Origin of the sequence: Actinacidiphila bryophytorum, from assembly GCF_016916835.1 — a bacterium.
GTDB classification, from domain to species: domain Bacteria; phylum Actinomycetota; class Actinomycetes; order Streptomycetales; family Streptomycetaceae; genus Actinacidiphila; species Actinacidiphila bryophytorum.
Genome location: NZ_JAFFIX010000004.1, coordinates 353,207 through 377,714, shown reverse-complemented (window position 1 = coordinate 377,714; position 24,508 = coordinate 353,207). Strand labels below are relative to the sequence as shown.

The following is a 24,508-nucleotide window of genomic DNA, read 5'->3' as shown; positions in this document are numbered from 1 at the left end:
AGGGTGCGCCAGGACTGATGAGGTAGTGCTGGGACATCTGGGACACCCTGACAAGGAGCTGGCGTGAGCAGCAACGAGAGCCTGGCCAACCTGCTGAAGGAGGAGCGGCGGTTCGCACCTCCGGCAGAGCTGGCCGCCGCCGCCAATGTCACCGCGGCTGCGTACGAGCAGGCCGCGGCGGACCGGCTGGGCTTCTGGGCCGAGCAGGCCCGGCGGCTGAGCTGGGCGACCGAGCCGACCCAGACGCTGGACTGGTCGAACCCGCCGTTCGCCAAGTGGTTCGCGGACGGCGAGCTGAACGTGGCGTACAACTGCGTCGACCGGCACGTCGAGGCCGGGCACGGCGACCGCATCGCCCTGCACTTCGAGGGCGAGCCGGGCGACAGCCGGGCGATCAGCTACGCGGAGCTGAAGGACGAGGTCTGCCGGGCGGCCAACGCGCTGACCGAGCTGGGCGTCGGCAAGGGCGACCGGGTCGCGGTCTACCTGCCGATGATCCCCGAGGCGGTCGTGGCGATGCTGGCCTGCGCCCGCATCGGCGCCGCGCACTCGGTGGTCTTCGGCGGCTTCTCCGCCGACGCGGTGGCCTCCCGTATCGACGACGCCGACGCCAAGCTGGTCATCACCGCCGACGGCGGCTACCGGCGCGGCAAGCCCTCGGCGCTCAAGCCGGCGATCGACGACGCGGTCTCGCGCACCCCGCAGGTCGAGCACGTGCTGGTGGTCCGCCGCACCGGGCAGGACGTGGAGTGGACCGAGGGCCGCGACGTGTGGTGGCACGAGATCGCCGCCCGCCAGTCCGCCGAGCACACCGCAGAGGCCTTCAACGCCGAGCACCCGCTGTTCATCCTCTACACCTCGGGGACCACGGGTAAGCCCAAGGGCATCCTGCACACCTCGGGCGGCTACCTGACCCAGACCAGCTACACCCACCACGCCGTCTTCGACCTCAAGCCGGACAGCGACGTCTACTGGTGCACCGCCGACATCGGCTGGGTGACCGGGCACTCCTACATCGTCTACGGGCCGCTGGCCAACGGCGCCACGCAGGTGATCTACGAGGGCACCCCGGACACCCCGCACCAGGGCAGGTTCTGGGAGATCGTGCAGAAGTACGGCGTCACGATCCTCTACACCGCGCCCACCGCGATCCGCACGTTCATGAAGTGGGGCGACGACATCCCGGCGACGTTCGACCTGAGCAGCCTGCGGGTGCTGGGCAGCGTCGGCGAGCCGATCAACCCCGAGGCGTGGGTCTGGTACCGCGAGCACATCGGCGCGGGCAAGACCCCGGTCGTGGACACCTGGTGGCAGACCGAGACCGGCGCGATGATGATCAGCCCGCTGCCCGGCGTCACCGCGACCAAGCCCGGCTCCGCGCAGACCCCGCTGCCCGGCATCGCGGCCACCGTGGTGGACGACGAGGCCAACGAGGTGCCCGACGGCTCCGGCGGCTACCTGGTGCTCACCGAGCCGTGGCCGTCGATGCTGCGCACCATCTGGGGCGACGACCAGCGCTACGTCGACACCTACTGGTCGCGCTTCCCCGGCCGCTACTTCGCCGGCGACGGCGCCAAGAAGGACGACGACGGCGACATCTGGCTGCTGGGCCGGGTCGACGACGTGATGCTGGTCTCCGGGCACAACATCTCGACCACCGAGGTCGAGTCCGCACTCGTCTCGCACCCCAAGGTCGCCGAGTCCGCGGTCGTCGGCGCCACCGACGAGACGACCGGGCAGGCCATCGTCGCCTTCGTCATCCTGCGCGGCACTGCGGAGGACAGTGCGGACCTGGTCGCGGAGCTGCGCGACCACGTCGGCAAGACCCTCGGCCCGATCGCCAAGCCCAAGCGCATCCTGATCGTCTCCGAGCTGCCCAAGACCCGCTCGGGCAAGATCATGCGCCGGCTGCTGCGCGACGTCGCGGAGAACCGCGAACTGGGTGACGTCACCACGCTCACCGACTCCTCCGTGATGGACCTGATCCAGAGCCGGCTGCCCACCGCCGCCAGCGAGGACTGACCCGCCGTCAGGGGGAGGGCGTCCCGATACGGGCGGCGCCCTCCCCCGTGCGGGCTAGGCTGACGTCATGTCGCGGAGGGTTCGCGACAAGACTTGAGGGAGCGCCGGGAAGTCTGGTCGGCACACAGCCCAGCTGTGTCCGCAGCCGGTTGAACGACTCCCAGGAGGCCGCCCCCCGTGTCCGAGCCGAGGCGACGCCGTACCGCCGTCCTGCTGGGGCGGCTTTCCCTGCCCGAGCGGAACTTCCTCGCCGACGCCCTGCGCACCGAGACCGTCGGCGGCATGCTGCTCCTGCTGGCCGCCGTGGCGTCACTCATCTGGGCGAACACCCTGCACCACAGCTACGAGGCGGTCGCCGACCACCACTTCGGCCCGTCCGCGCTCGGCCTGAATCTGTCCGTGGAGCACTGGGCGGCCGACGGCCTGCTCGCGGTGTTCTTCTTCGTCGCCGGCGTCGAGCTGAAACGCGAACTGGTCGCCGGTGAGCTGCGCTCGCCGTCCGCCGCGGTGCTGCCGGTCATCGCCGCGGTGTGCGGCATGGCGGTGCCGGCCCTGGTCTACACCGTGGTCAGCGGCGCGGGCGGCGGCTCGCTCAAGGGCTGGGCCGTCCCCACGGCCACCGACATCGCCTTCGCGCTGGCCGTGCTCGCCGTCATCGGCACCTCGCTGCCGGCCGCGCTGCGCGCCTTCCTGCTCACCCTCGCCGTCGTCGACGACCTCTTCGCGATCCTGATCATCGCCGTCTTCTTCACCTCGACGATCAACTTCGCGGCGCTCGCCGGGGCCGCCGCGTGCCTGGTGCTCTTCTGGCTGCTGCTGCGCCTGGGGGTGCGCGGCTGGTACGTGTACGTGCCGCTCGCGCTGGTCATCTGGGCGCTGATGGTCAACAGCGGGGTGCACGCGACCATCGCGGGCGTCGCCATGGGCCTGACACTGCGCTGCACGACCAGGCCCGGCGAGGCCCAGTCCCCCGGCGAGCACATCGAACACCTGGTGCGGCCGCTGTCCGCGGGCCTGGCCGTGCCGCTGTTCGCGCTGTTCAGCGCGGGTGTCTCGATCTCCGGGCACGCACTGGCCGACGTCTTCCAAAGACCCGAGACCCTCGGCGTACTCGTCGGCCTGGTGGCGGGCAAGACGATCGGCGTCTTCGGCGGCACCTGGTGCGCGGCCCGCTTCACCCGCGCCCGGCTCAACCCCGACCTGTCCTGGCCCGACGTCTTCGCCGTGTCGACGCTTGCCGGTATCGGCTTCACCGTCTCGCTGCTGATCGGCGAGCTGGCTTTCGAGGGCCACCAGCAGCTCACCGACGAGGTCAAGGCCGCCGTCCTGGTCGCCTCGGCCATCTCCGCGGTGCTGGCCGGCTGCCTGCTCAAGCTGCGCAACAACACCTACCGGCGGCTCTACGACAACGAGGAGCGCGACGAGGACGGTGACGGCATCCCCGACATCTACGAGGAGGACGAGCCCGCCTACCACCTCAGAATGGCCGAGATCCTGGAGCGCAAGGCCGCAGAACACCGCAGGCTCGCCCAACTGGCCCGCCGCGACGGCGGACCTGACACCATTTGAGGCATGATCGGACCAGCGACAGGGCGGAGCACCGGTGTCCGGCCGGAACCGGTCGGTACCGCCCCGCAGTGGACGAGGGAATGACGGAGGACGCGATGAGCGCAGCCCACAACGGTGACAGCCGCAGCATCGGGCAGCTTTTCGCCGCCGCCACGGCGGAGATGAGTGCCCTGGTGCACGACGAGATCGCCCTCGCCAAGGCGGAGCTGCGGCAGGACGCCAAGCGCGCGGCGTTCGGCAGCGGGGCGGTCGTCGGGGCGGTGGCGCTCGCGTTCTTCTCGGTGCCGATGCTCAGCTTCGCCGCCGCGTACGGCCTGCAGGCGCTGGGGCTGACGCTGGGCTGGTCGTTCCTGATCGTCTTCGGCGGCTACGTGCTGCTGGCCCTGCTGCTGGGCGCCTTCGCCTACGGGCGGTTCAAGAAGGTCAAGAAGCCGGAGCGCTCCATCGCCTCGGCGAAGGAGACCGCCGCGGTGCTGCAGAAGGCCAAGCCGCACCCGCGCGAGCTGGCCGACGGCACCGTGCCCGCGCTGCGCAGCGGCGCCACGGAGGCTTCACGGGTCCTGCCCACGGGGGACGCCACGGCGGGCGCCAAGATGTGACACGCTCTGGAGCATGAACCTCGCCGACGGGTCGGGAAACCCGTGGAAAAAAGGCGGGTCGAGCGCGTCGGTGGCCCGGCCCGACGGCCCCTGGACACACCGCGACGTGGCTGCCAACGGCGCCCGCTTCCACATCGCCGAGGTCGGTGACGGGCCGCTGGTGCTCTTCCTGCACGGCTTCCCGCAGTTCTGGTGGACCTGGCGGCACCAGCTCACCGCACTGGCCGACGCCGGTTTCCGCGCGGTGGCGATGGACCTGCGCGGGGTCGGCGGCAGCGACCGTACGCCGCGCGGCTACGACCCGGGCAACCTCGCGCTGGACGTGACCGGGGTGATCCGCTCCCTCGGCGAGCCGGACGCCGCCCTGGTCGGCCACGACCTGGGCGGTTACCTGGCCTGGACGGCCGCCGCGATGCGGCCCAAGCTGGTGCGCAGGCTCGCGGTCTGCTCCATGCCGCACCCGCGCCGCTGGCGCACCGCGATGCTGACCGACCTGCGGCAGAGCCGCTCCGGGGCGTACATCTGGGGCTTCCAGCGGCCGTGGCTGCCCGAACGGCAGCTCGTCGCGGACGACGCGGCGCTGGTCGGGGAGCTGATCCACTCCTGGTCGGGTCCCTCGCTGCCGGACGACGAGGCGATCGACGTCTACCGGCGGGCGATGCAGATCCCCTCGACCGCGCACTGCGCCATCGAGCCCTACCGCTGGATGGTGCGGTCGATGGCGCGGCCCGACGGGATCCAGTTCAACCGCAGGATGAAGCGGCCGGTGCGGGTGCCGACGCTGCATCTGCACGGCTCGCTCGACCCGGCGATCAGGACGGGCAGCGCGGCCGGCAGCGGTGAGTACGTGGAGGCGCCCTACCGCTGGCGGCTCTTCGACGGCCTCGGGCACTTCCCGCACGAGGAGGACCCCGCCGCCTTCTCCGCCGAGCTGGTCAACTGGCTCAAGGACCCCGAGCCGGACCGCTGACCGTACGGGTCCGCGCCGGTACGACAAGCTCATGATCGTTAAAATGCCGGGCGCATACGCCAACCGGACCAGCAAACGGCGATTACCGACCAAGAGGCGCGGGCACGTAGCTCGGTATGGGTTGGACGCACGACTACCGTGATGTGTCACGCAATCGCCGAAGCACCTCCGCCGCCGTCAGCAGTACGGCGCCCATGGACCTCTTCCCGCCGGGCGAGTCCCGGCTGGGCATCCCCCGCATCCTCAGGCGCCGGGCCAGGTGGGTCGGCGCCCGGCTGCGCCATCCGCGCGACTGAGGCTCACAGCGCGCAGCTCTGGCTGTCCACCCTGTGGTCCGCGGTACGCCCCGCGGCCGCGTCGGGGGCGACCTCGTCGGCGGTCAGGGCGTAACCGGTGTTGGAGTCGTCGAGCGACTTGGCGAAGACGACCCCGGCGACCTTGCCGTCCGTGGTGAGCAGCGGCCCGCCGGAGTTGCCCTGCCTGACGGTCGCGTACAGCGAGTAGACGTCGCGGTGGACCGTGCCGCGGTGGTAGATGTCCGGGCCGTTGGCCTGGATACGGTCGCGGACGCGGGCGGCGCGCACGTCGAAGGCGCCGTTCTCCGGGAAACCGGCCACGATCGCGTCGTCGCGGCTGCGCTCGTCGGTGGTGGCGAAGTGCAGCTCGGGCGCGTCCAGGCCCGGCACGTCGAGGACCGCGATGTCGCGCTGCCAGTCGTAGAGCACCACCCGGGCGTCGTGCAGCCTGCCCTTGCCGCCGACCTGCACGGTCGGCTCGGAGACCCCGCCGACGACATGCGCGTTCGTCATGACCCGGTCCTTGGCGAAGACGAAGCCCGAGCCTTCGAGCACCTTGCCGCAGCCGGGCGCGGTGCCGACCACCTTGACGATGCTGCGCTTGGCGTTCTCCACCACGGGGCTGTTGACCAGCGCCGGGTCGGGTGCGGGCACCGAGGTGATCGGCTCGGAGCCGAAGGTGCCGAAGACCTGCGGCAGGCCGTTCTGCGCCAGCGTGTTGCTGAAGTCGGTGAACCAGGTGTCGGCGCCCGACGGCACCACCCGCGACACCCCGAGCAGCACCTTCGAGGAGCGCACCTCGCGCCCTATCGTCGGCAGCGCCGTGGTGGCCAGGGCGCTGCCGATCAGCCACGCGACCATCAGCATCGCCAGCACGTTGACCAGGGCGCCGCCGCTCGCGTCGATCGCGCGGGCGGGTGACCAGGTGATCTTGGTACGGAGCTTGTTGCCCAGGTGCGTCGTGAACGCCTGCCCCACCGACGCGCACACGATGACGATCGCCACCGCCGTCACCACCGCGGCGGAACCCGGCGTCGCGTCGCCGGTCGCCTTGTCCCACAGCAGCGGGAGCAGGTAGATCGCGAAGAGGCCGCCGCCGAGGAAGCCGATCACCGACATGATGCCGACGACGAAGCCCTGCCGGTAGCCGATCACGGCGAACCAGACGGCGGCGAGGATGAGCAGGAAGTCCAGCACGTTCACGGGGAACACGGTCTCATGGCGACCTGAGCGCGCGGGACCGTACGGCGGTCACAGGTACCGGGGACGCCACAGGTCACAGAAGCCCGGCGCGGCCGAGCGGGACCGTACGCTCCTCGTCCCAGGGCAGCTCCCAGCCCGCGAAGTGCAGGATCTTGTCGATCAGGCCCGCCGTGAAGCCCCACACCAGGGCGTCCTGCACCAGGAAGGCCGGGCCGCGGAAACCGCTGGGGTGGACCAGGGTGGCTCGGTTGGCCGGGTCGGTGAGGTCCGCGAGCGGCACCCGGAAGACCCGGGCGGTCTCGGCCGGGTCGACCACGCCGACCGGGCTCGGGGTACGCCACCAGCCGAGCACCGGGGTCACCACGAAGCTGCTGACCGGGATGTAGAGCCGCGGCAGCACACCGAAGAGCTGCACTCCCGCCGGGTCGAGGCCGGTCTCCTCCCGGGCCTCGCGCAGCGCCGCCCGCAGCGGCCCGTCACCGTCGGGATCGCCGTCCTCCGGGTCCAGGGCGCCGCCTGGGAAGGACGGCTGGCCCGCGTGCGAGCGCAGGGCCGCCGACCGCTCGATGAGCAGCAGATCGGGCGCAGGGGCCTTCCCGGGGGCCTCTCCCGCGGCCTGCCTCTCGCCGAAGAGGATCAGCACCGCGGACTGCCGCCCCCCGGCCGCGGGCGGCAGGAAGCGGCTCAGCTGCTCGGGGCGTATGCCCTGCGCCGCGTCCGCGACCGGGCCGAGCCAGCCGGGCAGCCCCTCGCGGCTGACCACCACCTCCGCACCCGTCCCCCGGGCCTGCGTCATGAGGCCGCCAGCGGGGGCGCGGGCTGCCCCGGGTAGTCCGGCGGGGGCTTGAGCCGCTGGCCGGGCGCACCGCCCTTCTCGTACTTGAGCAGCTTCTTCGCCTTCTCCGGGTCCATCTCGCCCTCGCCGTAGGAGGGGCACAGATGCGCGATGGGGCAGGCGCCGCACGCGGGCTTGCGGGCGTGGCAGATCCGCCGGCCGTGGAAGACGACGCGGTGCGAGAGCATCGTCCACTCCGACTTCGGGAAGAGCCCGGCCACGTCCTGCTCGACCTTCTCCGGGTCCTCCGACGTGGTCCAGCCGAAGCGCCGCGACAGCCGGCCGAAGTGGGTGTCCACGGTGATGCCCGGCACCCCGAAGGCATTGCCGAGCACCACGTTCGCCGTCTTGCGGCCCACACCGGGCAGCTTGACCAGGTCCTCCAGGCGGCCCGGCACCTCGCCGCCGAAGTCGTCGCGCAGCGCCGTGGACAGGCCGAGCACGGAGCGCGCCTTGGCGCGGAAGAAGCCGGTGGGCCGCAGGATCTCCTCGAGGGCGGTGGGCTCGGCCGCCGCCATGGCCTCCGGCGTCGGGTAGAGCGCGAAGAGCGCCGGCGTCGTCTGGTTCACCCGCAGGTCGGTGGTCTGCGCGGACAGCACGGTGGCGATCAGCAGCTCGAAGGGATTCTCGAAGTCCAGCTCGGGGTGGGCGTACGGATACACCTCGGCCAGTTCGCGGTTGATCCGCCGGGCCTGGCGCACCAGACCCGTATGCGTCTGCGCGACCTTCGCCTTCTTCTTGACCGCGGCCCCGCCGGCCGTGGCCCCGCTCGTCGCGCCACTACTCGTCGCCATGCCGCCAGACTACGGGCCGCCACCGACACCCGGCGGAGATCCGCGGGGCCGGTGTCGGCGGGCGTGCGGCGACAGTCGTTCGCTGACAGCGGAATTCGCCGTCGCGGCCACCCGTTCAGCCGCCGAGGACACCTCGGAGGACGCCCAATCGGACCCCCGGAGCACGGATACGGCCCCGGATAAGACATCCTTGTGATTGATCGCACTGTTTGAGACGTCATGCATCATGGGGACATCCCAGCGATGCCGACAAGGAGAGAGCTCGTGGACGACGTTCTGCGCCGTGCCCCGCTTTTCGCGGCGCTCGACGACGAGCAGGCCGCTGAACTGCGTGCCTCCATGACCGAGGTCACGCTCGCACGTGGCGACTCGCTGTTCCACGAGGGCGACCCCGGGGACCGGCTGTACGTCGTCACCGAAGGCAAGGTCAAGCTGCACCGCACCTCGCCCGACGGCCGCGAGAACATGCTCGCCGTCGTCGGACCCGGTGAGCTGATCGGTGAGCTGTCGCTCTTCGACCCCGGGCCGCGGACCGCCACCGCCACCGCGCTCACCGAGCTGAAGCTGCTCGGGCTCGGCCACGGTGACCTGCAGCCCTGGCTGAACGTACGGCCCGAGGTCTCCACGGCGCTGCTGCGTGCCGTCGCCCGCAGGCTGCGGCGCACCAACGACGTCATGTCCGACCTGGTCTTCTCCGACGTGCCCGGGCGCGTCGCCAAGGCGCTGCTCGACCTCTCGCGGCGCTTCGGCGTCCAGTCCGAGGAGGGCATCCACGTCGTCCACGACCTCACGCAGGAGGAGCTCGCGCAGCTCGTGGGGGCGTCGCGCGAGACGGTGAACAAGGCTCTCGCCGATTTCGCGGGACGTGGGTGGCTGCGCCTTGAGGCGCGGGCGGTGATCCTGCTCGACGTCGAGCGGCTGGCCAAGCGCAGCCGCTAGGCCGCCCAGCCGCTAGGCCGCGGCGCCCTCGGAGGGGGGTGCCACTTGCGGTGGCCCGCGCGCCTTGGCCCCGGTGGTGGGTTGCGCGCGCGCAGTTCCCCGCACCCCTGGGTGAGTGCCACTTCCTGTTGCGTTCAGCGTCACGGTGCGTTGTGGCTGGGCGCGCAGTTCCCCGCACCCCTGATGGCTCGCCCTCTGCGCAGAGGGTGACCGTGCAAAGCCCGCCGCAGGTGGCAGTCACCCCCCGGTGGTGGGGACGCCCGGGGGTCGTCACCAGGCCAGTTGGGCGATTTCGTCGGTGACGGCCGACACCGCGGGGGTGGCGGGGTCGATCAGGGGGAAGTGGCCCACGTCGGGGAGCCAGGCGGTGACGACTTCTTCGCCGGCTGCGGCTGCCGCGCGGGCGAATGACTGGCTGACCTGCGGGGGGACGTCGATGTCGGTGGTGCCGTGCACGATGGTGACGGGGATGCCGGTGGGGAGCAGGGCGGCGGGGTCGGTGTGCGGGAGGCGGGCCGTGAGGTGGTCCGGGCCGCCGAGCAGCTCGATCACCGCGTCGGAGCAGACCCGCAGCCGCATCGCCGAGGTGAAGTCGGCTATGGGGGCGAGCGCCACGACGCCACGCAGGGGGGGAGGTGAGGGGCGGTGCCAGCGGGATCCGGGGGGCAGGACGTGCCGGGCTGCGGCCCACAGCGCGAGGTGGCCGCCCGCGCTGTGCCCGGTGAGCACGACGCGGCGCGGGTCGACCAGGTCGGCGCCCAGCGCCTGTACGGCCAGCTCGGGCAGTGCGTCGACCGCGGCGGCCACGTCGTCGAAGGTGTCGGGCCAGCGGCCCGCGACGGCGGCCTGGCCCGGGGCGCCGGTGCGGTATTCCACGGAGGCCACCGCGAAGCCCTGTGCGGCCAGGTGGGCGGCCAGCGGGGAGATGTGGGCGCGGTCGTAGGGAGCGCGCCAGGCGCCGCCGTGCAGGACGGCGACGAGCGGGGCGGGGCGGGGGTCGGCGCCCCGGGTGGCGCGCGGGCGGTAGAAGTCGACCAGCTGCCGCTCCTGGTCGCCGTAGCGGGCGGTGGCGTCCGCGGGCACCGGTGCGTGCCCGAAGGCCGACGCCTCCTCCGCCTCGGCCGCGGACGGGGGCGGGGGCGCGGCGGAGTCGGCAGCCATCGGTCAGGCGGTCCCTTCGGTCACGTCGGCCAGTATGCGGGCGGCGCGCAGTGCGTCGGCGTAGCGGGTGTAGAGCGGGGTGAAGCCGAAGCGGAGGATGTCGGGCGGCCGGAAGTCGCCGACGACGCCTCTGGCGGTCAGTTCGCGCATCACCTCGGCGGCGCCTGCGCAGCGCAGCGACACCTGGCTGCCGCGTTCCGCGTGCGGTGCGGGCGTGACGAATTCGGCGCGGCCCGCCGGCAGCAGCGCCGCGGTGCAGTCCAGGAAGAAGTCGGTCAGCGCGAGGCTCTTGGCCCGTACGTCCTCGGTCGTGACGCCGTCCCAGACGTCGAGCGCCGCTTCCAGGGCCAGCAGCGAGAGGATCTCGGGGGTGCCGACCCGGCCGCGCACGGCGCCTTCTGCGGGCTGGTAGCCGGGGGCCATGCCGAAGGGGTCGGCGTGCGAGTTCCAGCCGGGCAGCGGCGAGTCGAAGCGCGGCTGCAGCTCGCGGCGTACGTAGAGGTAGGCGGGCGAGCCGGGGCCGCCGTTGAGGTACTTGTAGGTGCAGCCGACGGCGAGGTCGACCCCGTCGGCGTCCAGGGCGACCGGCAGGGCGCCCGCGCTGTGGCACAGGTCCCACACCGCGAGCGCGCCCGCGGCGTGCAGGGCGGCGGTCGTGCCGCCCATGTCGTGCAGCCGCCCGGTGCGGTAGTCGACGTGGTTGACCAGGGCGGCGGCCGTCGCGGGTCCTGCGGCGGCGCCGACCTCGGCGGCGGGCACGGGCCGAACGGTGTGGCCGGTCAGCCGGGCCGCGGCGGCGGCGATGTAGCCGTCGGTGGGGAAGGTGGCGGCGTCGACCAGGATCTCGGTCCGCCCGGGCGGCGCCATCCGCACCGCGGCGACCAGGGCCTTGAAGACGTTGACGCTGGTGGAGTCGCCGACCACGACCTGGCCCGGTGCGGCGCCGACGAGCGGGGCTATACGGTCGCCGATCCGCTCGGGTGCGGTCCACCAGCCGCTCTCCTCCCAGGACCTGATGCGCAGCTCGCCCCACTCCCTGGTGACGACGTCGGCGAGCCGGGGCAGCACCTCGGCAGGCAGCGCGCCCAGCGAGTTGCCGTCGAGGTAGACGGTGGCGTCGTCGAGCACGAAGCGGTCGCGTACCGCCGCGAGCGGGTCGGCGGCGTCCAGGGCGGCGGCGCGCGCGGTCAGCTCGGGGGCGCGGGTCGGGTCAGACATGGCTGCGGGCCGTCCACAGCTCGGGGAAGACGTTCTTGGCGGCGCGCTTCTCCAGCCAGGCCACCCCCGCGGAGCCGCCGGTGCCGGTCTTGGCGCCCATCGCGCGGCGGGTCGCCACGAGGTGGTCGTTGCGCCAGCGCCACACGTACTCGGCCACGTCGGTGAGGGTCTCGCCGAGCCTGATGAGGTCGGAGTCCTGGTCGTCGGCCGCGTAGACGCGCTGCCAGGCCTGTTCGACCTGCGGGTGCGGCTCGTGGCGCAGGGCCGGGTCGCGGTCGAGCACGTCGGCGGGGATGGCGTAGCCGCGCCGGTGGAGCAGCCGCAGGACCTCGTCGTACAGGCTCGGCTCGGTGAGGGCCTTCTCCAGCTCGGCGTGGGCGCTGGGGGTGCCGCGGTGCGGGACGAGCATGGACGCGGACTTGTCGCCGAGCAGGAACTCCAGCCGGCGGTACATCGCGGACTGGAAGCCGGAGCCCTCGCCGAGTGCGGAGCGGTAGGCGTTGAACTGCCCGGGGGTCAGGTGCGCGATCGGCTTCCAGGAGGCGTTCAGCGACTCCAGCTCCGGCAGGCTGCGGTGCAGGGCGGCCATCGCCGTGGGCAGGTCGTCCTGCCGCAGGGCGCGGGCGGCGGTGGTCCACTCGTGGACCAGCAGGGTGAACCACAGCTCCATGACCTGGGTGGTGACCAGGAAGGCCATCTCGCCGGGCTCGTCGGACAGCGGGTGCTGCAGATGGGTGAGTACGGTCGCCTGTACGTAGTCCTCGTACGGCGTGCTGCCCTCGAACGAGAGGTTCGGGGTCGCCGCCTCGTCGGTCGGTGCATCGGACATGGGTTACCTCCAGAACGGGTCGCCCGGGATCACCGGGCCACGCCGCGATCATCTGCGGTGCGGACGCATCCGGCAAGGCCCGGCCTTCCCGCGGCGCGCCGCCGCACGGTGCGGGTCAGGCGACCGGCGGCCCTGAGATGTAGCGCCCGTGGCTGTCGTAGGGCCACTGGTTGGCGGTGCAGCCCTTGAGGCCCTTGATCTGCTGCATCATCACCGGGGCGGGCCTGCCGGGTCCCGGGCAGCCCTCGTGGTGGTGGCCGATGCGGTGGCCGACCTCGTGGTTGATGATCAGCGCCCGGTAGCCCTCGATGGGGCCGTCGAACTCCGGTGAGCCCAGCATCCAGCGCTTGAGGTTGACCACGACGGTCGCGCCGACGTCGCAGTTGACCTCGCCGCGGGTGAGCAGGCCCGCGGCACCGCAGATGTCGTCCACGGTGTCCGGCGTCGCGATCTTGATCACGAAGTCGGCGCGGCCGGAGGAGACCAGCTGGAAGCCGTCGTGGCCGTCGGCGGTCCAGCCGCGCGGGTTGGCCAGGATGGCGGCGATCTCGTGGGCCGCGTCGGTGGCGGACAGCGAGATGCCGCCCTCGACCTCGACCTTGTAGCGGCGGATCAGGCCGTGGCCCGACGCGCTGCCGTCGGCCTTGGCGATGCTGAAGGTCCCGGTGCCGGACTTCGGCACGGACATCGGCGGGGGCGCCGAGGGCGTACGCGACGGGCTCGGCGGGGTGGTGGCCGCGGTGTGGGAGGCGGACGGCGTCGCGGAGGGGCTGCGGCTGCTGTCCACCTCCCCGGCGGACGGCGGGGCGGTGGTGGCCGTGGCCCTGACACCGTCGTCCAGCGCCGCGGAGCCGCCTGCCTGCTGCGTCTTGTGCCAGGCCGCGTATCCGGCGGTGGCGACCACGAGGAGGATCACGCCGAGGGCCAGCGGCCCGGCTATGGCGGCGCGCTTCTTCGCCCGCCGGCGCCCATGACGACGCCCGCTGCGCTGTGCTGCCAAGACTCCCCCTGCGGCCGCGCAGCCGGCCCACGGCCCCGGCCCGCCCTGCTCCGGCCCCCCATGGCATATCCGTGCTGCGTGTGGACATACGGCCGGACACAGGTGTGTACGACCCGAACAACAGGGCCAAGAATCGCACACAGATACGTGGCCAGGCCATGCGCCCTGGGTCTGTGGCAGGACTGCAACATGGCGCCGCGGGCGGCGGAAGGCGCGCGCCCGCGGGGCAGGAGGCAGGGTTGCGGGGCCGGGGCGGCCCCGCAAAGGCTCAGCTCAGCGTGTTCTGCAGGGCTCAGCTCAGCGTGTCGGCCGCGGTCGGCGAGCTGTCCCGCAGGAAGACGGTGCAGCGCTCGTACTCGTCGTTCTCGCCGATGGCCTGGGCCGCGCGGCCCAGCGCGTGCAGGGCACGCAGGAAACCGCGGTTCGGCTCGTGCTCGAAGGGCACCGGCCCGTGGCCCTTCCAGCCGGCCCTGCGCAGCGCGTCGAGGCCGCGGTGGTAGCCGGTGCGGGCGTAGGCGTACGACTCCACGACACGGCCGGCCTCGAAGGCGTCGTCGGCGAGCTGCGCCCAGACCAGCGAGGACGCCGGGTACTTCTTCGCGACCTCGGCGGGCGCGGTCCCCGAGGCGAGCAGTTCGCGCGGCTCCGGGTCGTCGGGCAGGTGGGTGGGGGCGGGACCCCCGAGGAGGTTCTCGTGATTGGCCATGGGTTCCAGTCTGCCCGAGCCGGCGTGCGAAAGGACCCCCGGCAAGGTTGCCGGGGGTCCTTCGCGGTCCAGCGCACTCGGCGCCCGCAGGGGCGGGACCGGGCGCCCGCGGGGGCGCGCGTACGGGGGACTACTTGCGCTTGTTGCCCGCCGAGCGCAGGTTCTCCGCAGCGACGACGACGCGTGCGGCCATGCCGGCCTCGGCCGCCTTGCCCCACACGCGCGGGTCGTAGGCCTTCTTGTTGCCGACCTCGCCGTCGACCTTCAGCACACCGTCGTAGTTGGCGAACATGTGGCCGGCGACGGGCCGGGTGAAGGCGTACTGCAGGTCGGTGTCGATGTTCATCTTGACGACGCCGTTCTCCAGCGCCTCGTTGATCTCCTCGATCGTGGAACCCGAGCCGCCGTGGAAGACGAAGTCGAAGGCGTTGGCCTTGCCGTACTTCTGGGCGACCGCGTCCTGCAGCTCCTTGAGGATGGAGGGGCGCAGCACCACGTTGCCGGGCTTGTACACGCCGTGCACGTTGCCGAAGGAGGCAGCCAGCAGGTAGCGGCCCTGCTCGCCGAGGCCCACCGCGTCGACGGTGCGGAAGGCGTCGTCGACGGTGGTGTAGAGGTTGTCGTTGATCTCGTGCGAGACGCCGTCCTCCTCACCGCCCGTCGGGGTGATCTCCATCTCCAGGATGATCTTGGCCTTGGCCGCCTGGGCCAGCAGCTCCTTGGCGATGGCGAGGTTGTCGTCCAGGTTCTCGGCGGAGCCGTCCCACATGTGGGACTGGAACAGCGGGTTGCGGCCGGCCTCGACGCGCTCCTGCGAGATCGCCAGCAGCGGGCGGACGTAGCCGTCCAGCTTGTCCTTCGGGCAGTGGTCGGTGTGCAGCGCGACGGTGACCGGGTACTTCTCGGCGACGATGTGCGCGAACTCGGCGAGCGCGACCGCGCCGGTCACCATGTCCTTGCTGTACTGGCCGCCCAGGAACTCCGCGCCGCCCGTGGAGATCTGGATGATGCCGTCGCTCTCCGCCTCGGCGAGGCCGCGCAGCGCGGCGTGCAGCGTCTGCGACGAGGTGACATTGATGGCCGGGTAGGCGAACTTGCCTGCCTTCGCCCGGTCGAGCATGTCGCTGTAGACCTCGGGGGTTGCGATGGGCATCGTTTCCGCTCCTCAGATTCCGCGGGGTGGTGGTGCTGGCGTGGCGACGTCATCGTCGGCCCTATCTTCCCATTCTCGAACGGATACACCACCTCGGTACGGGGGCAGTTGCCCGCAGCCCGCCCGGTGTTTCACGTGAAACATCCCGGAGGCCGCAAAAGAGCAGGTCAGAGCACCTTCGGGGAGAGGTCGTCCGAGCCGCCGCCGACCACCATGCGGACAGCGGCGGCCCGCAGCTCACTCCAGACCGAGGTCGGCCAGCGAATACGCGGCGAGATACGGCAGACCCTCCTGCGTAACCTTCGCCTCGGCCCCGCGGTCGACGATCACAGCGACCGCGACGACCTCGCCGCCCGCCTCCCTGACCGCCTCGACCGCGGTCAGCGGCGAGCCGCCGGTGGTCGAGGTGTCCTCCACCACCAGCACCCGGCGGCCCTTGACCTCGGTGCCCTCGATACGGCGCTGCAGCCCGTGCGCCTTGTTGGCCTTGCGCACCACGAAGGCGTCAAGGCGCTTCCCGCGCGCGGCGGAGGCGTGCAGCATCGCCCCGGCCACCGGGTCGGCGCCCAGCGTCAGACCGCCGACCGCGTCGAAGTCCAGGTCCGCGGTCAGGTCCAGCATCACCTGGCCGGCCAGCGGTGCCGCCTCGCCGTCCAGCGTGATGCGGCGCAGGTCGATGTAGAAGTCGGCCTCGATCCCGGAGGAGAGGGTCACCTTGCCGTGCACCACGGCCTTGTCCTTGATCTGCTGCAGCAGCGCACTGCGTACGTCGTCACTCATGCCCCCAAGTATCCGGCCCCGCGACCCGGCGCACGAAGCGCAGGTCACGGGGCCGGGTTCGGTCTCCGGGGCCGGGGGCCTTGGCGGGAGGGCCGCCGTCAGCCGATCCGGTGCCAGGTCCAGACGGTGGAGATCTCCAGCGGGTCGATCGGGGTGACCAGCCGCGGTGCGGTGTTCAGGCCGTTGGGCGGGCCGGACTGCGGCTCGACGCACACCGCCTCGGGCTGCTCGTCGTAGATGACCGCCCACTGGGCGGGGCTGCGCACTTCGAGGCGCATCTCGCCGGGCCAGGTCAGCGTCACGTCCACGCCGTCGGGCATGCCGAAGCAGTCGTCCCAGGGGCCGGGCTTGGGGTCGATGCGGTTGCCGTTGGGCAGGTGGTTGTCGCCGCGCTCCTCCTGCCACTCGGCGCTGAAGGCCAGCTCGACGTCCTGGCCGCCCTGCCCGAGGTTGCGCCGCCACCAGGGGTGCCAGCCGGCCTGCGCGGGGAAGGAGTCGCCGTCGGGCGCCGCCTCGACGCTCATGGTCAGGGTGACCGAGTGCGGTGCCAGCTCCACGGTGTGGGTGACCCGGCCCGGGTAGGGCCAGGGGTCGGCCAGGTCGAAGTAGTAGGCCGCGGTCGTCTCGGTCGGGGCGGCGGCCTCCTTCCAGGCGACGTGGCGCCCGGTGCCGTGGATCGCGTGCGGCGGGGCGTCGACCGGGAGCTGGTGGGTGACACCGCCGTTGCGGAAGACCCCGTTCTCGGTTCTGCCCGCCCACGGCACCATAAGAAAGGCGCCGAACCGGTCGCCCTGGCGGAGGAGTTCCGTTCCCGCGATCCGCAGGGAGGCGATCCGGCAGCCGTGCCCGGGCTCCAAGGTCAGTTCGGCGTCGCCCGCCGTCAGCTTCGTCTCGTTCTCCACGCGACGAGCGTAGCGGGCGGGTGCTCTGACGTTCACTTATGGTCCGGCGACTGGGTGGTGGACGCTCCCGGACACCCCGCCCGGGGCGGCTACCCGCGGCGCCGCAGAACCCGCCCGACGACGACCGCGGAGGCGACCAGGGCCGCCGCGACAGGTGCCGCCCAGCGCAGGGTGGCGGCAGCGGACGAGCTGTCAGGCGCGGGCACGGGCGCGTACCGTCCGCGCGGCGGCGCGTGGTCGACCTCTTCCGCGCTGCGGCCGATCATCGTCCTGCGGGCGTGCGCGGCCTCGGCGGGCGGTACGAGGTCGTCGAGCGCCGCGGCACTCTCCGGGACCTCCACCTCGACCTCGACCAGCTCGAAGTCCTCCAGGTCGTCGGCGGGCGGCCCCGGCTCCCCCAGGTCGTCCACCACGTCCGGCTCCGGCTCGCCGTCGGCGTCGTCCCGGGCCTGCCCGGCCGCGTCCGCGGGAGCCTGCCCGGCCGCGTCCTGAGACGCGTCGTCCCCCCGTGCGTCCTCCGGTACGTCCTGCGGCCCGTCGGCCGGCTCACCCTCGTCGCGTGTGTCCGCCGCCGGGGCGTTCGCCGCCAGCTCGGCACAGAAACGGTCCAGCAGCCGCCGTACGGCCGCCTCCACCGCCGCGGGCTCGTACGTCGTCAGCCGGCCCTCCGCCCGCGCCTCGCCCCGCCAGACCACCGTCACGCCGGCCTCGGGCTGCACGGCCGTCACCACCGTGACCTCGGCGTTCGCCGTGACGCCCGCGCCGCCGCGCACCTCGGTGCCGACGGCCTCCACCGTGAAGCCAGGCCCTTCCCCGCTCACCGTCACGGTGCCGCGGTAGGTGATCGTGGAACCGCCGACGCGCAGCCGCAGCCGCCCCTCGGCGCCGCCGTCGGGCGCCTCACCGGCGTCGGGCTGCCAGCCGGGCAGGCTGGCCCGCACCACATCCGGCGTGCGCAGCGCCTGCACCATACGCGCGGTGGTCATGCCCGGAACGAAGGACTCATGCTCCATGCGGCGGAGCCTACCCACCAGCGCGCCCCCTTGACGTTTCCCCGGCCCGCACTTTTTCAGCGGCTCCCCCTGCCCCCGCCCTACGAAGCCGGTATCCGGGGCCGCAGCAGCGTCGAGGGCGGCAGCGAGCGGATGGGCCGGGTGGGCAGCGGCGCCCGGGCGGCCAGCCGCAGGGCCGGCGGGGTGAGCGTCCGCGGGGTCCCCGGGGGAAGGGCCAGCCGGGGTGCCGCGGCCCGGGCGGCGAGCAGATAGGCCTGGTCGGGCGCATCCTCCTGGACCGCGCCCGCTCGGGCACCGGGTCCCGCACCGGCTCCCGCCCCCGGTCCGGCCGGGGACACCGGCAGCCAGTACGGCGAGGTGTGCAGCCCGGCGGCCCGTACGGTCGCGTCGATCGTCCAGAACGTACGGGCCGCGCCCGCCGCCGTCCCCGCCCGGACGGCGAGCCGCCCGCCGGGTGCCAGTGCGCGAGCGGCCAGGCCGTAGAACTCCTGCGAGTACAGCTTGGCGCTGCGGGAGATCCCCGGGTCGGCCAGGTCGGCGACGATCACGTCGTAGGTCCCGCGGGCGTCGCCGGGGCGCAGGCCGCGCAGCCAGTCGAAGGGGTCGGCGGTGACCGCCCGGACCCGGGGGTCGTCGTAGGCCCGGCCGTTGAGCGCGCGCAGGTCGGGTTCGGTGCGGGCCAGCCGCAGCAGCTCGGCGTCGGGCTGGACGGCGGTGACCTCGGCGACGTCCCCGTAGCGCAGCACCTCGCGCAGCGCGAGGCCGTCGCCGCCGCCGAGGACCAGGACCCGGGTGTGCGGGCCGTTCATGGCCGGGTGGACGAGGGCCTGGGCGTAGCGGGCGGTGGCGCTGCCCGCGACCCGCAGCCGGCCGTCGAGGTAGAGCCGCAGCGGGCGGCCGGTGCTGCCGCCGCCGGTCAGGACGATCTCCTGGACCGGGGTCTGCTCCGCGACCTGCACGTCACCGCCGTAGACGGCCCGCCTGGCCGCCCGCTCGAAGGGTCCTGAGGCGGCCGCGGCGCCGGCGAGCACCGCGAGCACCAGGACGTTGGCGACCAGCAGCCAGCCGCGGGCGCGCCGGCTGAGGTCGCCGCGGAAGAGCCACAGCACGGTCGCGCCGCCGGCCGCCGCGTTGACCACGCCGGTGGCCAGCGCACCGGTCAGCTGCCCGAAGTGCGGCAGCAGCAGGAAGGGGAAGGCGAGCCCGCCGACGAGGGCGCCCACGTAGTCGGCGGCGAAGAGGTCGGCGACCGCGCCGCCCGCGTCCTGCCGCCTGATCCGCTGCACCAGCGTCATCAGCAGCGGCACCTCCGCGCCGGTCAGCACCCCGATGGCGAAGGCGCAGCCGACTATGGCGGGGGTGGCCTGCCCGAACCAGGCGAAGAAGCCGTAGAGGACCATCACCGACAGGCCGCCGACCAGGGCGAGCCCGGTCTCCACGGCGGCGAAGGCGGCGGCGGCCCGGCCGCGTAAGCGTTTTGCCAGCAGCGAGCCGCAGCCCATGGCGAAGACCATCACCGACAGGATCACCGAGGCCTGGGTGACCGAGTCGCCGACCAGGTAGGAGGCCAGGGCGACGAGTTCGAGTTCGTAGACGAGCCCGCAGGCGGCGCAGACGAAGACGGCGGCGAGCACCAGCGCGCGGGCCGCGGCCGCGGGCACCGGTAACCGCGGGGCGAGTCGCGGGGCCTCGTTGCGGTGGCGCTGGTCGATCATGAGTGCACGCTATGTCAGGGTCGTGGCGCCACCGGTCACCCACAGGGGTGCAATCGGCGGCTGCGGGCGGCGGACCGGGGCGGTATCGGGTCAGGCCAGCGCGTTCACCCGGGTCCTGGTGGTCACCAGCCGCCCCTCCTGCGGATACGCGTGCCAGGTGCGCCAGCGCACGCCCCCTTCCGCGTACTGCACCAGCAGCGCGGTGAAGGCGTGCGGGTCGCCGGGGAAGGTGCCGGCGAGCCCGTGCGGGTGGTCGGCGACCAGTGCGAGCAACTCCTGCGCGCGGCCCGCGAAGGAGCCCTGCGAGAGCGTCTCGATACGGGCCGCGAACTCGTAGTCCCACACGCCCACCCGGCGGGCCACCCCGAAGGGCAGCGGCGCCTGGCTGCCCGGCATGCACGCGACCGTTTCCGAGCACTCGCCGCGCCCGGCGTCGACCAGCACCTGGTGCGAGGCGCCCAGCAGGCGTAATTCGACCTTGGCGCGCAGCCGGAGGCCGTCTCCGACCTCGACGTTGAGCACGGCGAGCGCGGGGAGCGCGTCTTTGCCGAGGCACCAGGCGAGGTCTCCCGCTCGGGTGTCGGTGTAGGAGGTTTGCAGGGTGGTGAGCATGGGTCGGCTCCGCAAGCACGCAGTGGATCGAGCACGCAGTGGATGAGTTGGGCCGCTCCGCGCGCCCGGGTGACAGGGCGCGCGTCGGCTCGTGCCCACGTGGGGTCCGCTGGACCCGAACGGTCCCGACTCGAAATGGGTCCGAGACCTACGGAATCATGGATCCAGGGTCGGGTTCAGCGTTTTTACCCATCTGTGCGCACTTTCCATCCCTTGGAGCGCCGACGAGTTCAGGTGTTCACCCGCACCCGTCCCATGGCTCCCGCCCGCCCCTGACGGCACAGCGGGGTGGCACGCAAGGTGGCGCTCGGCACGCGGCTGCGCGCCCGGTCCGGCGGGTGCGGACGCGCCCCGTCCAGTGGTCGCAGCCGCGCCCGGTTCGGCGGGTGCGGACGCGCCCGGTCCGGCGGCCGCAGCCGCGCCCCGCCCAGTGGTCGCAGCCGCGCCCCGCTCAGCTCACCGCCGCGCGCCCCGTCAGCGCCAGGAACTCGCCCCGGGAGCGCGGGTCGTGGCGCAGCAGCCCCTGCAGGCTGGAGGTCACGGTGGTGGAGCCGGTGGCCTGGACGCCGCGCAGCGTCATGCAGGTGTGCTCGGCCTCGATGACCACGCCCACGCCCTTGGGGGCGAGTTGGGCCTGCAACCAGTCGGCGATCTGCTTGGTGAGGCGCTCCTGCACCTGCGGACGGCAGGCGAAGTGCTCGACGACGCGGGCGAGTTTGGACAGGCCGAGTATCCGGTCGGCGGGCAGGTACCCGACGTGGGCGGTGCCGACGAAGGGCAGCAGGTGGTGCTCGCACACCGAGCGGACCGGGATCGAGCGGGCCAGGACCAGTTCGTCGTAGCCCTCGTCGTTGGGGAAGGTCGTCAGGTCGAAGGGCCGCGGGCTGAACAGCTCGGCATAGGCGCGGGCCATCCGCCCGGGTGTGCCGCGCATGCTCTCGCTCTCGGTGGGCACCCCGAGGGCGTGCAGGAACTGCCGGGCGGCGCCTTCCGCTGCGGCCATGTCCACGCCGTCCGTGCTGTGCACCACCCGCAGGGCGGGCTGCGTTCCCGCCGCGTGCTGCACTCCCGTGGCGTGCTGCGGCCCCGTCGCATGCTGCGGCCCCGCGGCCGCATGCGATCCCGTGGTGGCGGGCGGCTGGGTTCTGCGGTGCGGTGCGCTCGTCACTGCGGGCCTCCTCGACAGGTGTTTTCGCCAACAAGTATTGGACTTATTAGCATCCGGGGTCAAGATTGCGAGCGCTTCGGGCCGCGCCGAGCGGTTACGGCCATGCCCGTAGGCGTTATCGTGGAGGTGTGGCCACACCTCCCGCCCCCTCTGACGACGCCCCGCCCCCGGGCGGCGACCCGGTCGGAGCGGTGGCGGTCCTCGCCGACGAGCAGCGCCGCCGCATGTACGCCTTCGCGCGCCGGGTCCGGCACCCCGTCACCCGCGAGGAGGCCGCCGCCGAAGCCGGCATCTCGGCCAAGCTCGCCGCCTTCCACCTCGACAAACTCGTCGAGGCCGGCCTGCTCCGCGCCTGGTACGACAACCCCGGCGGCGTCCGCAAGGTCGGCCGCAAACCGAAGGTCTACGAGCCGACGCCCGCCGACATCCGGGTCAGCATCCCCGAGCGCCGCCCCGACGTGATCGCCGAGATCCTGCTCGACGCGGTCCTCGCCCAGCGCCCCGGCGAAGGCGCCCGCGCGGCAGCCCTGCGGACCGCCCGGCAGTGCGGCCAGGACATCGGCGCGGCGGAACGCACCCGCATCCGCCCCGGCCGCCTCGGCCCGGAACGCTCGCTGAGCGCCACGGAACCGCTGCTCGCCCAGTACGGCTTCGAGCCCGAGCGCCGCAGCCCCACCAGCCTCGCGCTGCTCAACTGCCCCTTCCACCACCTGGCGGCCCGCTCCCCCGAACTGGTCTGCGGCCTCAACCACGCCTTCCTCGGCGGGATACTCGACGGCCTCGAAGCCACCGGCGTCGACGCGGTCCTGGCCCCCTGCGCCGGCAGGTGCTGCGTCGAACTGCGCGACCCCGCAGCCGCGCCGGACACCGAGCCGCCCGGCGCCGCATAGTCTGTGGTCCCGCCCCCTGCACGGACCGACCGTGCAGCCACCGACCCGGACGCGCACGAGGAGCCGACATGCCGGCAAGGCCTCCGCTGAACCGCAGTCTCGACGGCTTCGGCACGACGATCTTCGCGGAGATGTCCGCGCTCGCACTGGCGACCGGGGCGATCAACCTCGGCCAGGGCTTCCCCGACACCGACGGCCCCGAGTCCGTACGCGAGGCCGCCGTACGCGCCCTGCGGGACGGCCGCGGCAACCAGTACCCGCCAGGTATGGGCGTCCCCGAACTGCGTACCGCCGTCGCCAAGCACCAGCGCCGCTTCTACGGCCTCGACCCCGACCCCGACACGCAGGTGCTGGTCACCGCGGGCGCGACCGAGGCGATCGCCGCGGCCATGCTCGCCCTGCTCGAACCCGGCGACGAGGTCATCGCCTTCGAGCCCTTCTACGACTCCTACGCCGCCTGCATCGCCATGGCCGGCGGCGTCCGCGTCCCCCTGACCCTGCGCGCCCCCGACTTCCGCCCCGACCTCGACGCCCTGCGCGCGGCCGTCACCCCCCGCACCCGCCTGCTCCTGCTCAACTCCCCCCACAACCCCACGGGCACGGTCCTCACCCCCGCCGAGCTGAGCGCGATCGCCGAACTCGCCGTCGAACGCGACCTGCTCGTCGTCACCGACGAGGTCTACGAACACCTCGCCTTCGACGGCACCCACATCCCGCTGGCCTCCCTCCCCGGAATGCACGACCGCACGGTCTCGATCTCGTCGGCCGGCAAGACCTTCTCCTTCACAGGCTGGAAGGTCGGCTGGGTCAAGCCATTTTCACCTGCCTATTGGACGCTGGCCGCGTAGGCGTCCTGCTGTGCGTCGGCCAGGATGGACCTTGGACGATCGGAACCCGGGTTGAGGACGGTGGAGAGATGAGCGGCAGGCCGCTGCTGAACCGCAGGCTGGACGGCCTCGGGACGACGATCTTCGCGGAGATGTCCGCGCTGGCGCTGGCGACGGGCGCAATCAACCTGGGCCAGGGCTTCCCGGACACGGATGGACCGGAGGCAATCCGGGAGGCCGCGGTGCGCGCGCTACGTGATGGGCGCGGCAACCAGTACCCGCCGGGGATGGGTGTTCCGGAGCTGCGTACGGCGATCGCCGACCACCAGCGCCGCTTCTACGGGCTGAGCTTCGACCCGGACACAGAGGTGCTGGTGACCGCGGGCGCGACCGAAGCGATCGCGGCGGCGATGCTCGCGCTGCTCGAACCGGGCGATGAGGTCATCGCGTTCGAGCCCTTCTACGACTCCTACGCGGCGAGCATCGCGATGGCCGGCGGGGTACGCGTCCCGCTGACGCTGCGCGCCCCCGATTTTCGCCCGGACCTGGACGCGCTGCGTGCGGCCGTGACTCCGCGCACCCGCCTGCTGCTCCTGAACAGCCCGCACAACCCGACGGGCATGGTCCTCACCGGCGACGAGCTGACGGCGATCGCCGAACTGGCCGTGGAGCGCGACCTGCTGGTGGTCACCGACGAGGTCTACGAGCACCTGGTCTTCGACGGCGGCGCCCACACCCCGCTGATCTCGCTACCCGGCATGCGCGACCGGACGGTATCCATCTCCTCGGCGGGCAAGACCTTCTCGTTCACGGGTTGGAAGGTTGGCTGGGTTACCGCCTCCGCTCCCCTCGTCGCGGCCGTCCGCACCTCCAAGCAGTTCCTCACATACGTCGCCTCGGGCCCCTTCCAGTACGCCATCGCGGAGGCCCTCCGTCTCCCCGACGACTACTTCACCGCCTTCCGCGACGACCTCCAGGCGAAGCGCGACCTCCTGGCCGACGGCCTCACCACCGCCGGCTTCGAGGTCTACCGCCCCCAGGGCACGTACTTCATCACCACCGACATCGCCGCCCTCGGCGAGAAGGACGCCCTCGCCTTCTGCCGCTCACTCCCCGAACGCTGCGGAGTGGTCGCCGTCCCCAACTCCGTCTTCTACGACCACCCGGACGCCGGCCGCACTCAGGTCCGCTTTGCCTCCTGCAAACAGCACGCGGTCCTCGCCGAGGCATCCAGCCGCCTGCAACGCCTGGAGTCCTGAGTCATCAGGGCTTTCGTCAGGAAGTGAGATTCGGTTGCTGATCTTGTC

23 protein-coding genes and 1 pseudogene are annotated in these 24,508 nt (G+C 72.7%); 9 read left to right on the top strand and 15 right to left on the bottom strand.

Features of this window, described 5'->3' with window-relative positions; genetic code table 11:
* Positions 1-63 precede the first annotated feature (63 nt).
* The 5 genes from acs (at position 64) to JT723_RS09105 (ending at position 5,456) form a co-directional block, all read left to right on the top strand.
* A complete protein-coding gene (gene acs, locus JT723_RS09125) occupies positions 64-2,022 on the top strand; it encodes an acetate--CoA ligase (RefSeq protein ID WP_205043975.1) in 1,959 nt (652 codons plus the stop codon).
* A gap of 177 nt (positions 2,023-2,199) precedes the next feature.
* Positions 2,200-3,591: a Na+/H+ antiporter NhaA gene (gene nhaA, locus JT723_RS09120; protein ID WP_205043974.1), complete on the top strand. Its 1,392-nt coding sequence runs from the start codon at positions 2,200-2,202 to the stop codon at positions 3,589-3,591.
* Positions 3,592-3,686: 95 nt separating this feature from the next.
* Positions 3,687-4,190 (top strand): phage holin family protein, encoded by a 504-nt coding sequence (locus JT723_RS09115; protein ID WP_205043973.1) that lies wholly within the window; start codon positions 3,687-3,689, stop codon positions 4,188-4,190.
* 13 nt (positions 4,191-4,203) lie between these two features.
* On the top strand, positions 4,204-5,160 hold the full coding sequence (locus JT723_RS09110; RefSeq protein ID WP_205043972.1) for an alpha/beta fold hydrolase: 957 nt from the start codon (positions 4,204-4,206) through the stop codon (positions 5,158-5,160).
* Between the two features lie 116 nt (positions 5,161-5,276).
* A complete protein-coding gene (locus JT723_RS09105) occupies positions 5,277-5,456 on the top strand; it encodes a hypothetical protein (RefSeq protein ID WP_205043971.1) in 180 nt (59 codons plus the stop codon).
* A gap of 3 nt (positions 5,457-5,459) precedes the next feature.
* Here JT723_RS09105 and JT723_RS09100 read toward each other — a convergent pair whose 3' ends face one another.
* The 3 genes from JT723_RS09100 to nth form a co-directional block, all read right to left on the bottom strand.
* Entirely contained in the window at positions 5,460-6,659 is a 1,200-nt protein-coding gene (locus tag JT723_RS09100; RefSeq protein ID WP_205043970.1) for a MarP family serine protease, read from the bottom strand.
* 73 nt (positions 6,660-6,732) lie between these two features.
* The gene (locus tag JT723_RS09095) at positions 6,733-7,455 is read right to left on the bottom strand and encodes an NUDIX hydrolase (RefSeq protein WP_205043969.1); all 723 of its coding nucleotides are present in this window, start codon (positions 7,453-7,455) and stop codon (positions 6,733-6,735) included.
* Entirely contained in the window at positions 7,452-8,288 is an 837-nt protein-coding gene (gene nth / locus JT723_RS09090) for an endonuclease III (protein WP_205043968.1), read from the bottom strand. Before nth ends, JT723_RS09095 begins: the two co-directional genes overlap by 4 nt.
* 264 nt (positions 8,289-8,552) lie before the next feature.
* On the opposite strand from nth, the gene JT723_RS09085 reads away from it, so the two are divergent.
* Positions 8,553-9,227: a Crp/Fnr family transcriptional regulator gene (locus JT723_RS09085; protein WP_033174884.1), complete on the top strand. Its 675-nt coding sequence runs from the start codon at positions 8,553-8,555 to the stop codon at positions 9,225-9,227.
* A 270-nt stretch (positions 9,228-9,497) separates the two neighbouring features.
* On the opposite strand, the gene JT723_RS09080 is transcribed toward JT723_RS09085, so the two are convergent.
* From JT723_RS09080 to folE, 12 genes are all read right to left on the bottom strand, one after another.
* Positions 9,498-10,388: an alpha/beta hydrolase family protein gene (locus tag JT723_RS09080; protein ID WP_205043967.1), complete on the bottom strand. Its 891-nt coding sequence runs from the start codon at positions 10,386-10,388 to the stop codon at positions 9,498-9,500.
* A gap of 3 nt (positions 10,389-10,391) precedes the next feature.
* The gene (kynU, locus tag JT723_RS09075) at positions 10,392-11,606 is read right to left on the bottom strand and encodes a kynureninase (RefSeq protein ID WP_205043966.1); all 1,215 of its coding nucleotides are present in this window, start codon (positions 11,604-11,606) and stop codon (positions 10,392-10,394) included.
* Entirely contained in the window at positions 11,599-12,435 is an 837-nt protein-coding gene (locus JT723_RS09070; protein ID WP_205043965.1) for a tryptophan 2,3-dioxygenase family protein, read from the bottom strand. The genes kynU and JT723_RS09070 overlap by 8 nt, the downstream gene beginning before the upstream one ends.
* 115 nt (positions 12,436-12,550) lie before the next feature.
* Positions 12,551-13,435, bottom strand: coding sequence for a DUF3152 domain-containing protein (locus JT723_RS09065; protein ID WP_205043964.1), 885 nt, complete (start codon positions 13,433-13,435; stop codon positions 12,551-12,553).
* A gap of 292 nt (positions 13,436-13,727) precedes the next feature.
* A complete protein-coding gene (locus JT723_RS09060; protein WP_205043963.1) occupies positions 13,728-14,141 on the bottom strand; it encodes a DUF3151 domain-containing protein in 414 nt (137 codons plus the stop codon).
* 130 nt (positions 14,142-14,271) lie between these two features.
* Positions 14,272-15,294, bottom strand: coding sequence for a class II fructose-bisphosphate aldolase (gene fbaA / locus JT723_RS09055; protein ID WP_205043962.1), 1,023 nt, complete (start codon positions 15,292-15,294; stop codon positions 14,272-14,274).
* A gap of 237 nt (positions 15,295-15,531) precedes the next feature.
* The gene (pyrE, locus tag JT723_RS09050; RefSeq protein ID WP_205043961.1) at positions 15,532-16,074 is read right to left on the bottom strand and encodes an orotate phosphoribosyltransferase; all 543 of its coding nucleotides are present in this window, start codon (positions 16,072-16,074) and stop codon (positions 15,532-15,534) included.
* A gap of 98 nt (positions 16,075-16,172) precedes the next feature.
* Positions 16,173-16,976: an aldose epimerase family protein gene (locus JT723_RS09045; RefSeq protein WP_205043960.1), complete on the bottom strand. Its 804-nt coding sequence runs from the start codon at positions 16,974-16,976 to the stop codon at positions 16,173-16,175.
* A gap of 89 nt (positions 16,977-17,065) precedes the next feature.
* Positions 17,066-17,989 (bottom strand): SRPBCC domain-containing protein, encoded by a 924-nt coding sequence (locus JT723_RS09040; protein WP_205043959.1) that lies wholly within the window; start codon positions 17,987-17,989, stop codon positions 17,066-17,068.
* 80 nt (positions 17,990-18,069) lie between these two features.
* On the bottom strand, positions 18,070-19,704 hold the full coding sequence (locus JT723_RS09035) for a polyamine aminopropyltransferase (RefSeq protein WP_205043958.1): 1,635 nt from the start codon (positions 19,702-19,704) through the stop codon (positions 18,070-18,072).
* Positions 19,705-19,794: 90 nt separating this feature from the next.
* Positions 19,795-20,316, bottom strand: coding sequence for a DUF2617 family protein (locus JT723_RS09030; protein WP_205043957.1), 522 nt, complete (start codon positions 20,314-20,316; stop codon positions 19,795-19,797).
* Positions 20,317-20,767: 451 nt separating this feature from the next.
* Positions 20,768-21,319, bottom strand: a complete 552-nt coding sequence (folE, locus tag JT723_RS09025; protein ID WP_205044034.1) for a GTP cyclohydrolase I FolE — start codon at positions 21,317-21,319, stop codon at positions 20,768-20,770.
* A 293-nt stretch (positions 21,320-21,612) separates the two neighbouring features.
* Here folE and JT723_RS09020 point away from each other — a divergent pair, with 293 nt between their 5' ends.
* From JT723_RS09020 to JT723_RS09010, 3 genes and pseudogenes are all read left to right on the top strand, one after another.
* Entirely contained in the window at positions 21,613-22,374 is a 762-nt protein-coding gene (locus JT723_RS09020) for a helix-turn-helix transcriptional regulator (RefSeq protein ID WP_205043956.1), read from the top strand.
* A 68-nt stretch (positions 22,375-22,442) separates the two neighbouring features.
* A pseudogene (locus JT723_RS09015) lies at positions 22,443-23,183 on the top strand (aminotransferase class I/II-fold pyridoxal phosphate-dependent enzyme); the annotation flags it as partial.
* A gap of 107 nt (positions 23,184-23,290) precedes the next feature.
* On the top strand, positions 23,291-24,460 hold the full coding sequence (locus JT723_RS09010; RefSeq protein ID WP_205043955.1) for a pyridoxal phosphate-dependent aminotransferase: 1,170 nt from the start codon (positions 23,291-23,293) through the stop codon (positions 24,458-24,460).
* Positions 24,461-24,508: the final 48 nt, after the last annotated feature.

Excerpts from the sequence above, each read along its gene's own strand:
- JT723_RS09030 (WP_205043957.1), bottom strand. The coding sequence starts at position 20,316 with ATGCTCACCACCCTGCAAACCTCCTACACCGACACCCGAGCGGGAGAC.
- nth (WP_205043968.1), bottom strand. The coding sequence starts at position 8,288 with ATGGCGACGAGTAGTGGCGCGACGAGCGGGGCCACGGCCGGCGGGGCC.
- pyrE (WP_205043961.1), bottom strand. The coding sequence starts at position 16,074 with ATGAGTGACGACGTACGCAGTGCGCTGCTGCAGCAGATCAAGGACAAG.
- JT723_RS09115 (WP_205043973.1), top strand. The coding sequence starts at position 3,687 with ATGAGCGCAGCCCACAACGGTGACAGCCGCAGCATCGGGCAGCTTTTC.
- JT723_RS09110 (WP_205043972.1), top strand. The coding sequence starts at position 4,204 with ATGAACCTCGCCGACGGGTCGGGAAACCCGTGGAAAAAAGGCGGGTCG.
- JT723_RS09095 (WP_205043969.1), bottom strand. The coding sequence starts at position 7,455 with ATGACGCAGGCCCGGGGGACGGGTGCGGAGGTGGTGGTCAGCCGCGAG.
- kynU (WP_205043966.1), bottom strand. The coding sequence starts at position 11,606 with ATGTCTGACCCGACCCGCGCCCCCGAGCTGACCGCGCGCGCCGCCGCC.
- folE (WP_205044034.1), bottom strand. The coding sequence starts at position 21,319 with ATGGCCGCAGCGGAAGGCGCCGCCCGGCAGTTCCTGCACGCCCTCGGG.
- fbaA (WP_205043962.1), bottom strand. The coding sequence starts at position 15,294 with ATGCCCATCGCAACCCCCGAGGTCTACAGCGACATGCTCGACCGGGCG.
- JT723_RS09070 (WP_205043965.1), bottom strand. The coding sequence starts at position 12,435 with ATGTCCGATGCACCGACCGACGAGGCGGCGACCCCGAACCTCTCGTTC.
- JT723_RS09105 (WP_205043971.1), top strand. The coding sequence starts at position 5,277 with ATGGGTTGGACGCACGACTACCGTGATGTGTCACGCAATCGCCGAAGC.
- JT723_RS09060 (WP_205043963.1), bottom strand. The coding sequence starts at position 14,141 with ATGGCCAATCACGAGAACCTCCTCGGGGGTCCCGCCCCCACCCACCTG.
- JT723_RS09080 (WP_205043967.1), bottom strand. The coding sequence starts at position 10,388 with ATGGCTGCCGACTCCGCCGCGCCCCCGCCCCCGTCCGCGGCCGAGGCG.
- JT723_RS09035 (WP_205043958.1), bottom strand. The coding sequence starts at position 19,704 with ATGATCGACCAGCGCCACCGCAACGAGGCCCCGCGACTCGCCCCGCGG.
- JT723_RS09040 (WP_205043959.1), bottom strand. The coding sequence starts at position 17,989 with ATGGAGCATGAGTCCTTCGTTCCGGGCATGACCACCGCGCGTATGGTG.
- JT723_RS09010 (WP_205043955.1), top strand. The coding sequence starts at position 23,291 with ATGAGCGGCAGGCCGCTGCTGAACCGCAGGCTGGACGGCCTCGGGACG.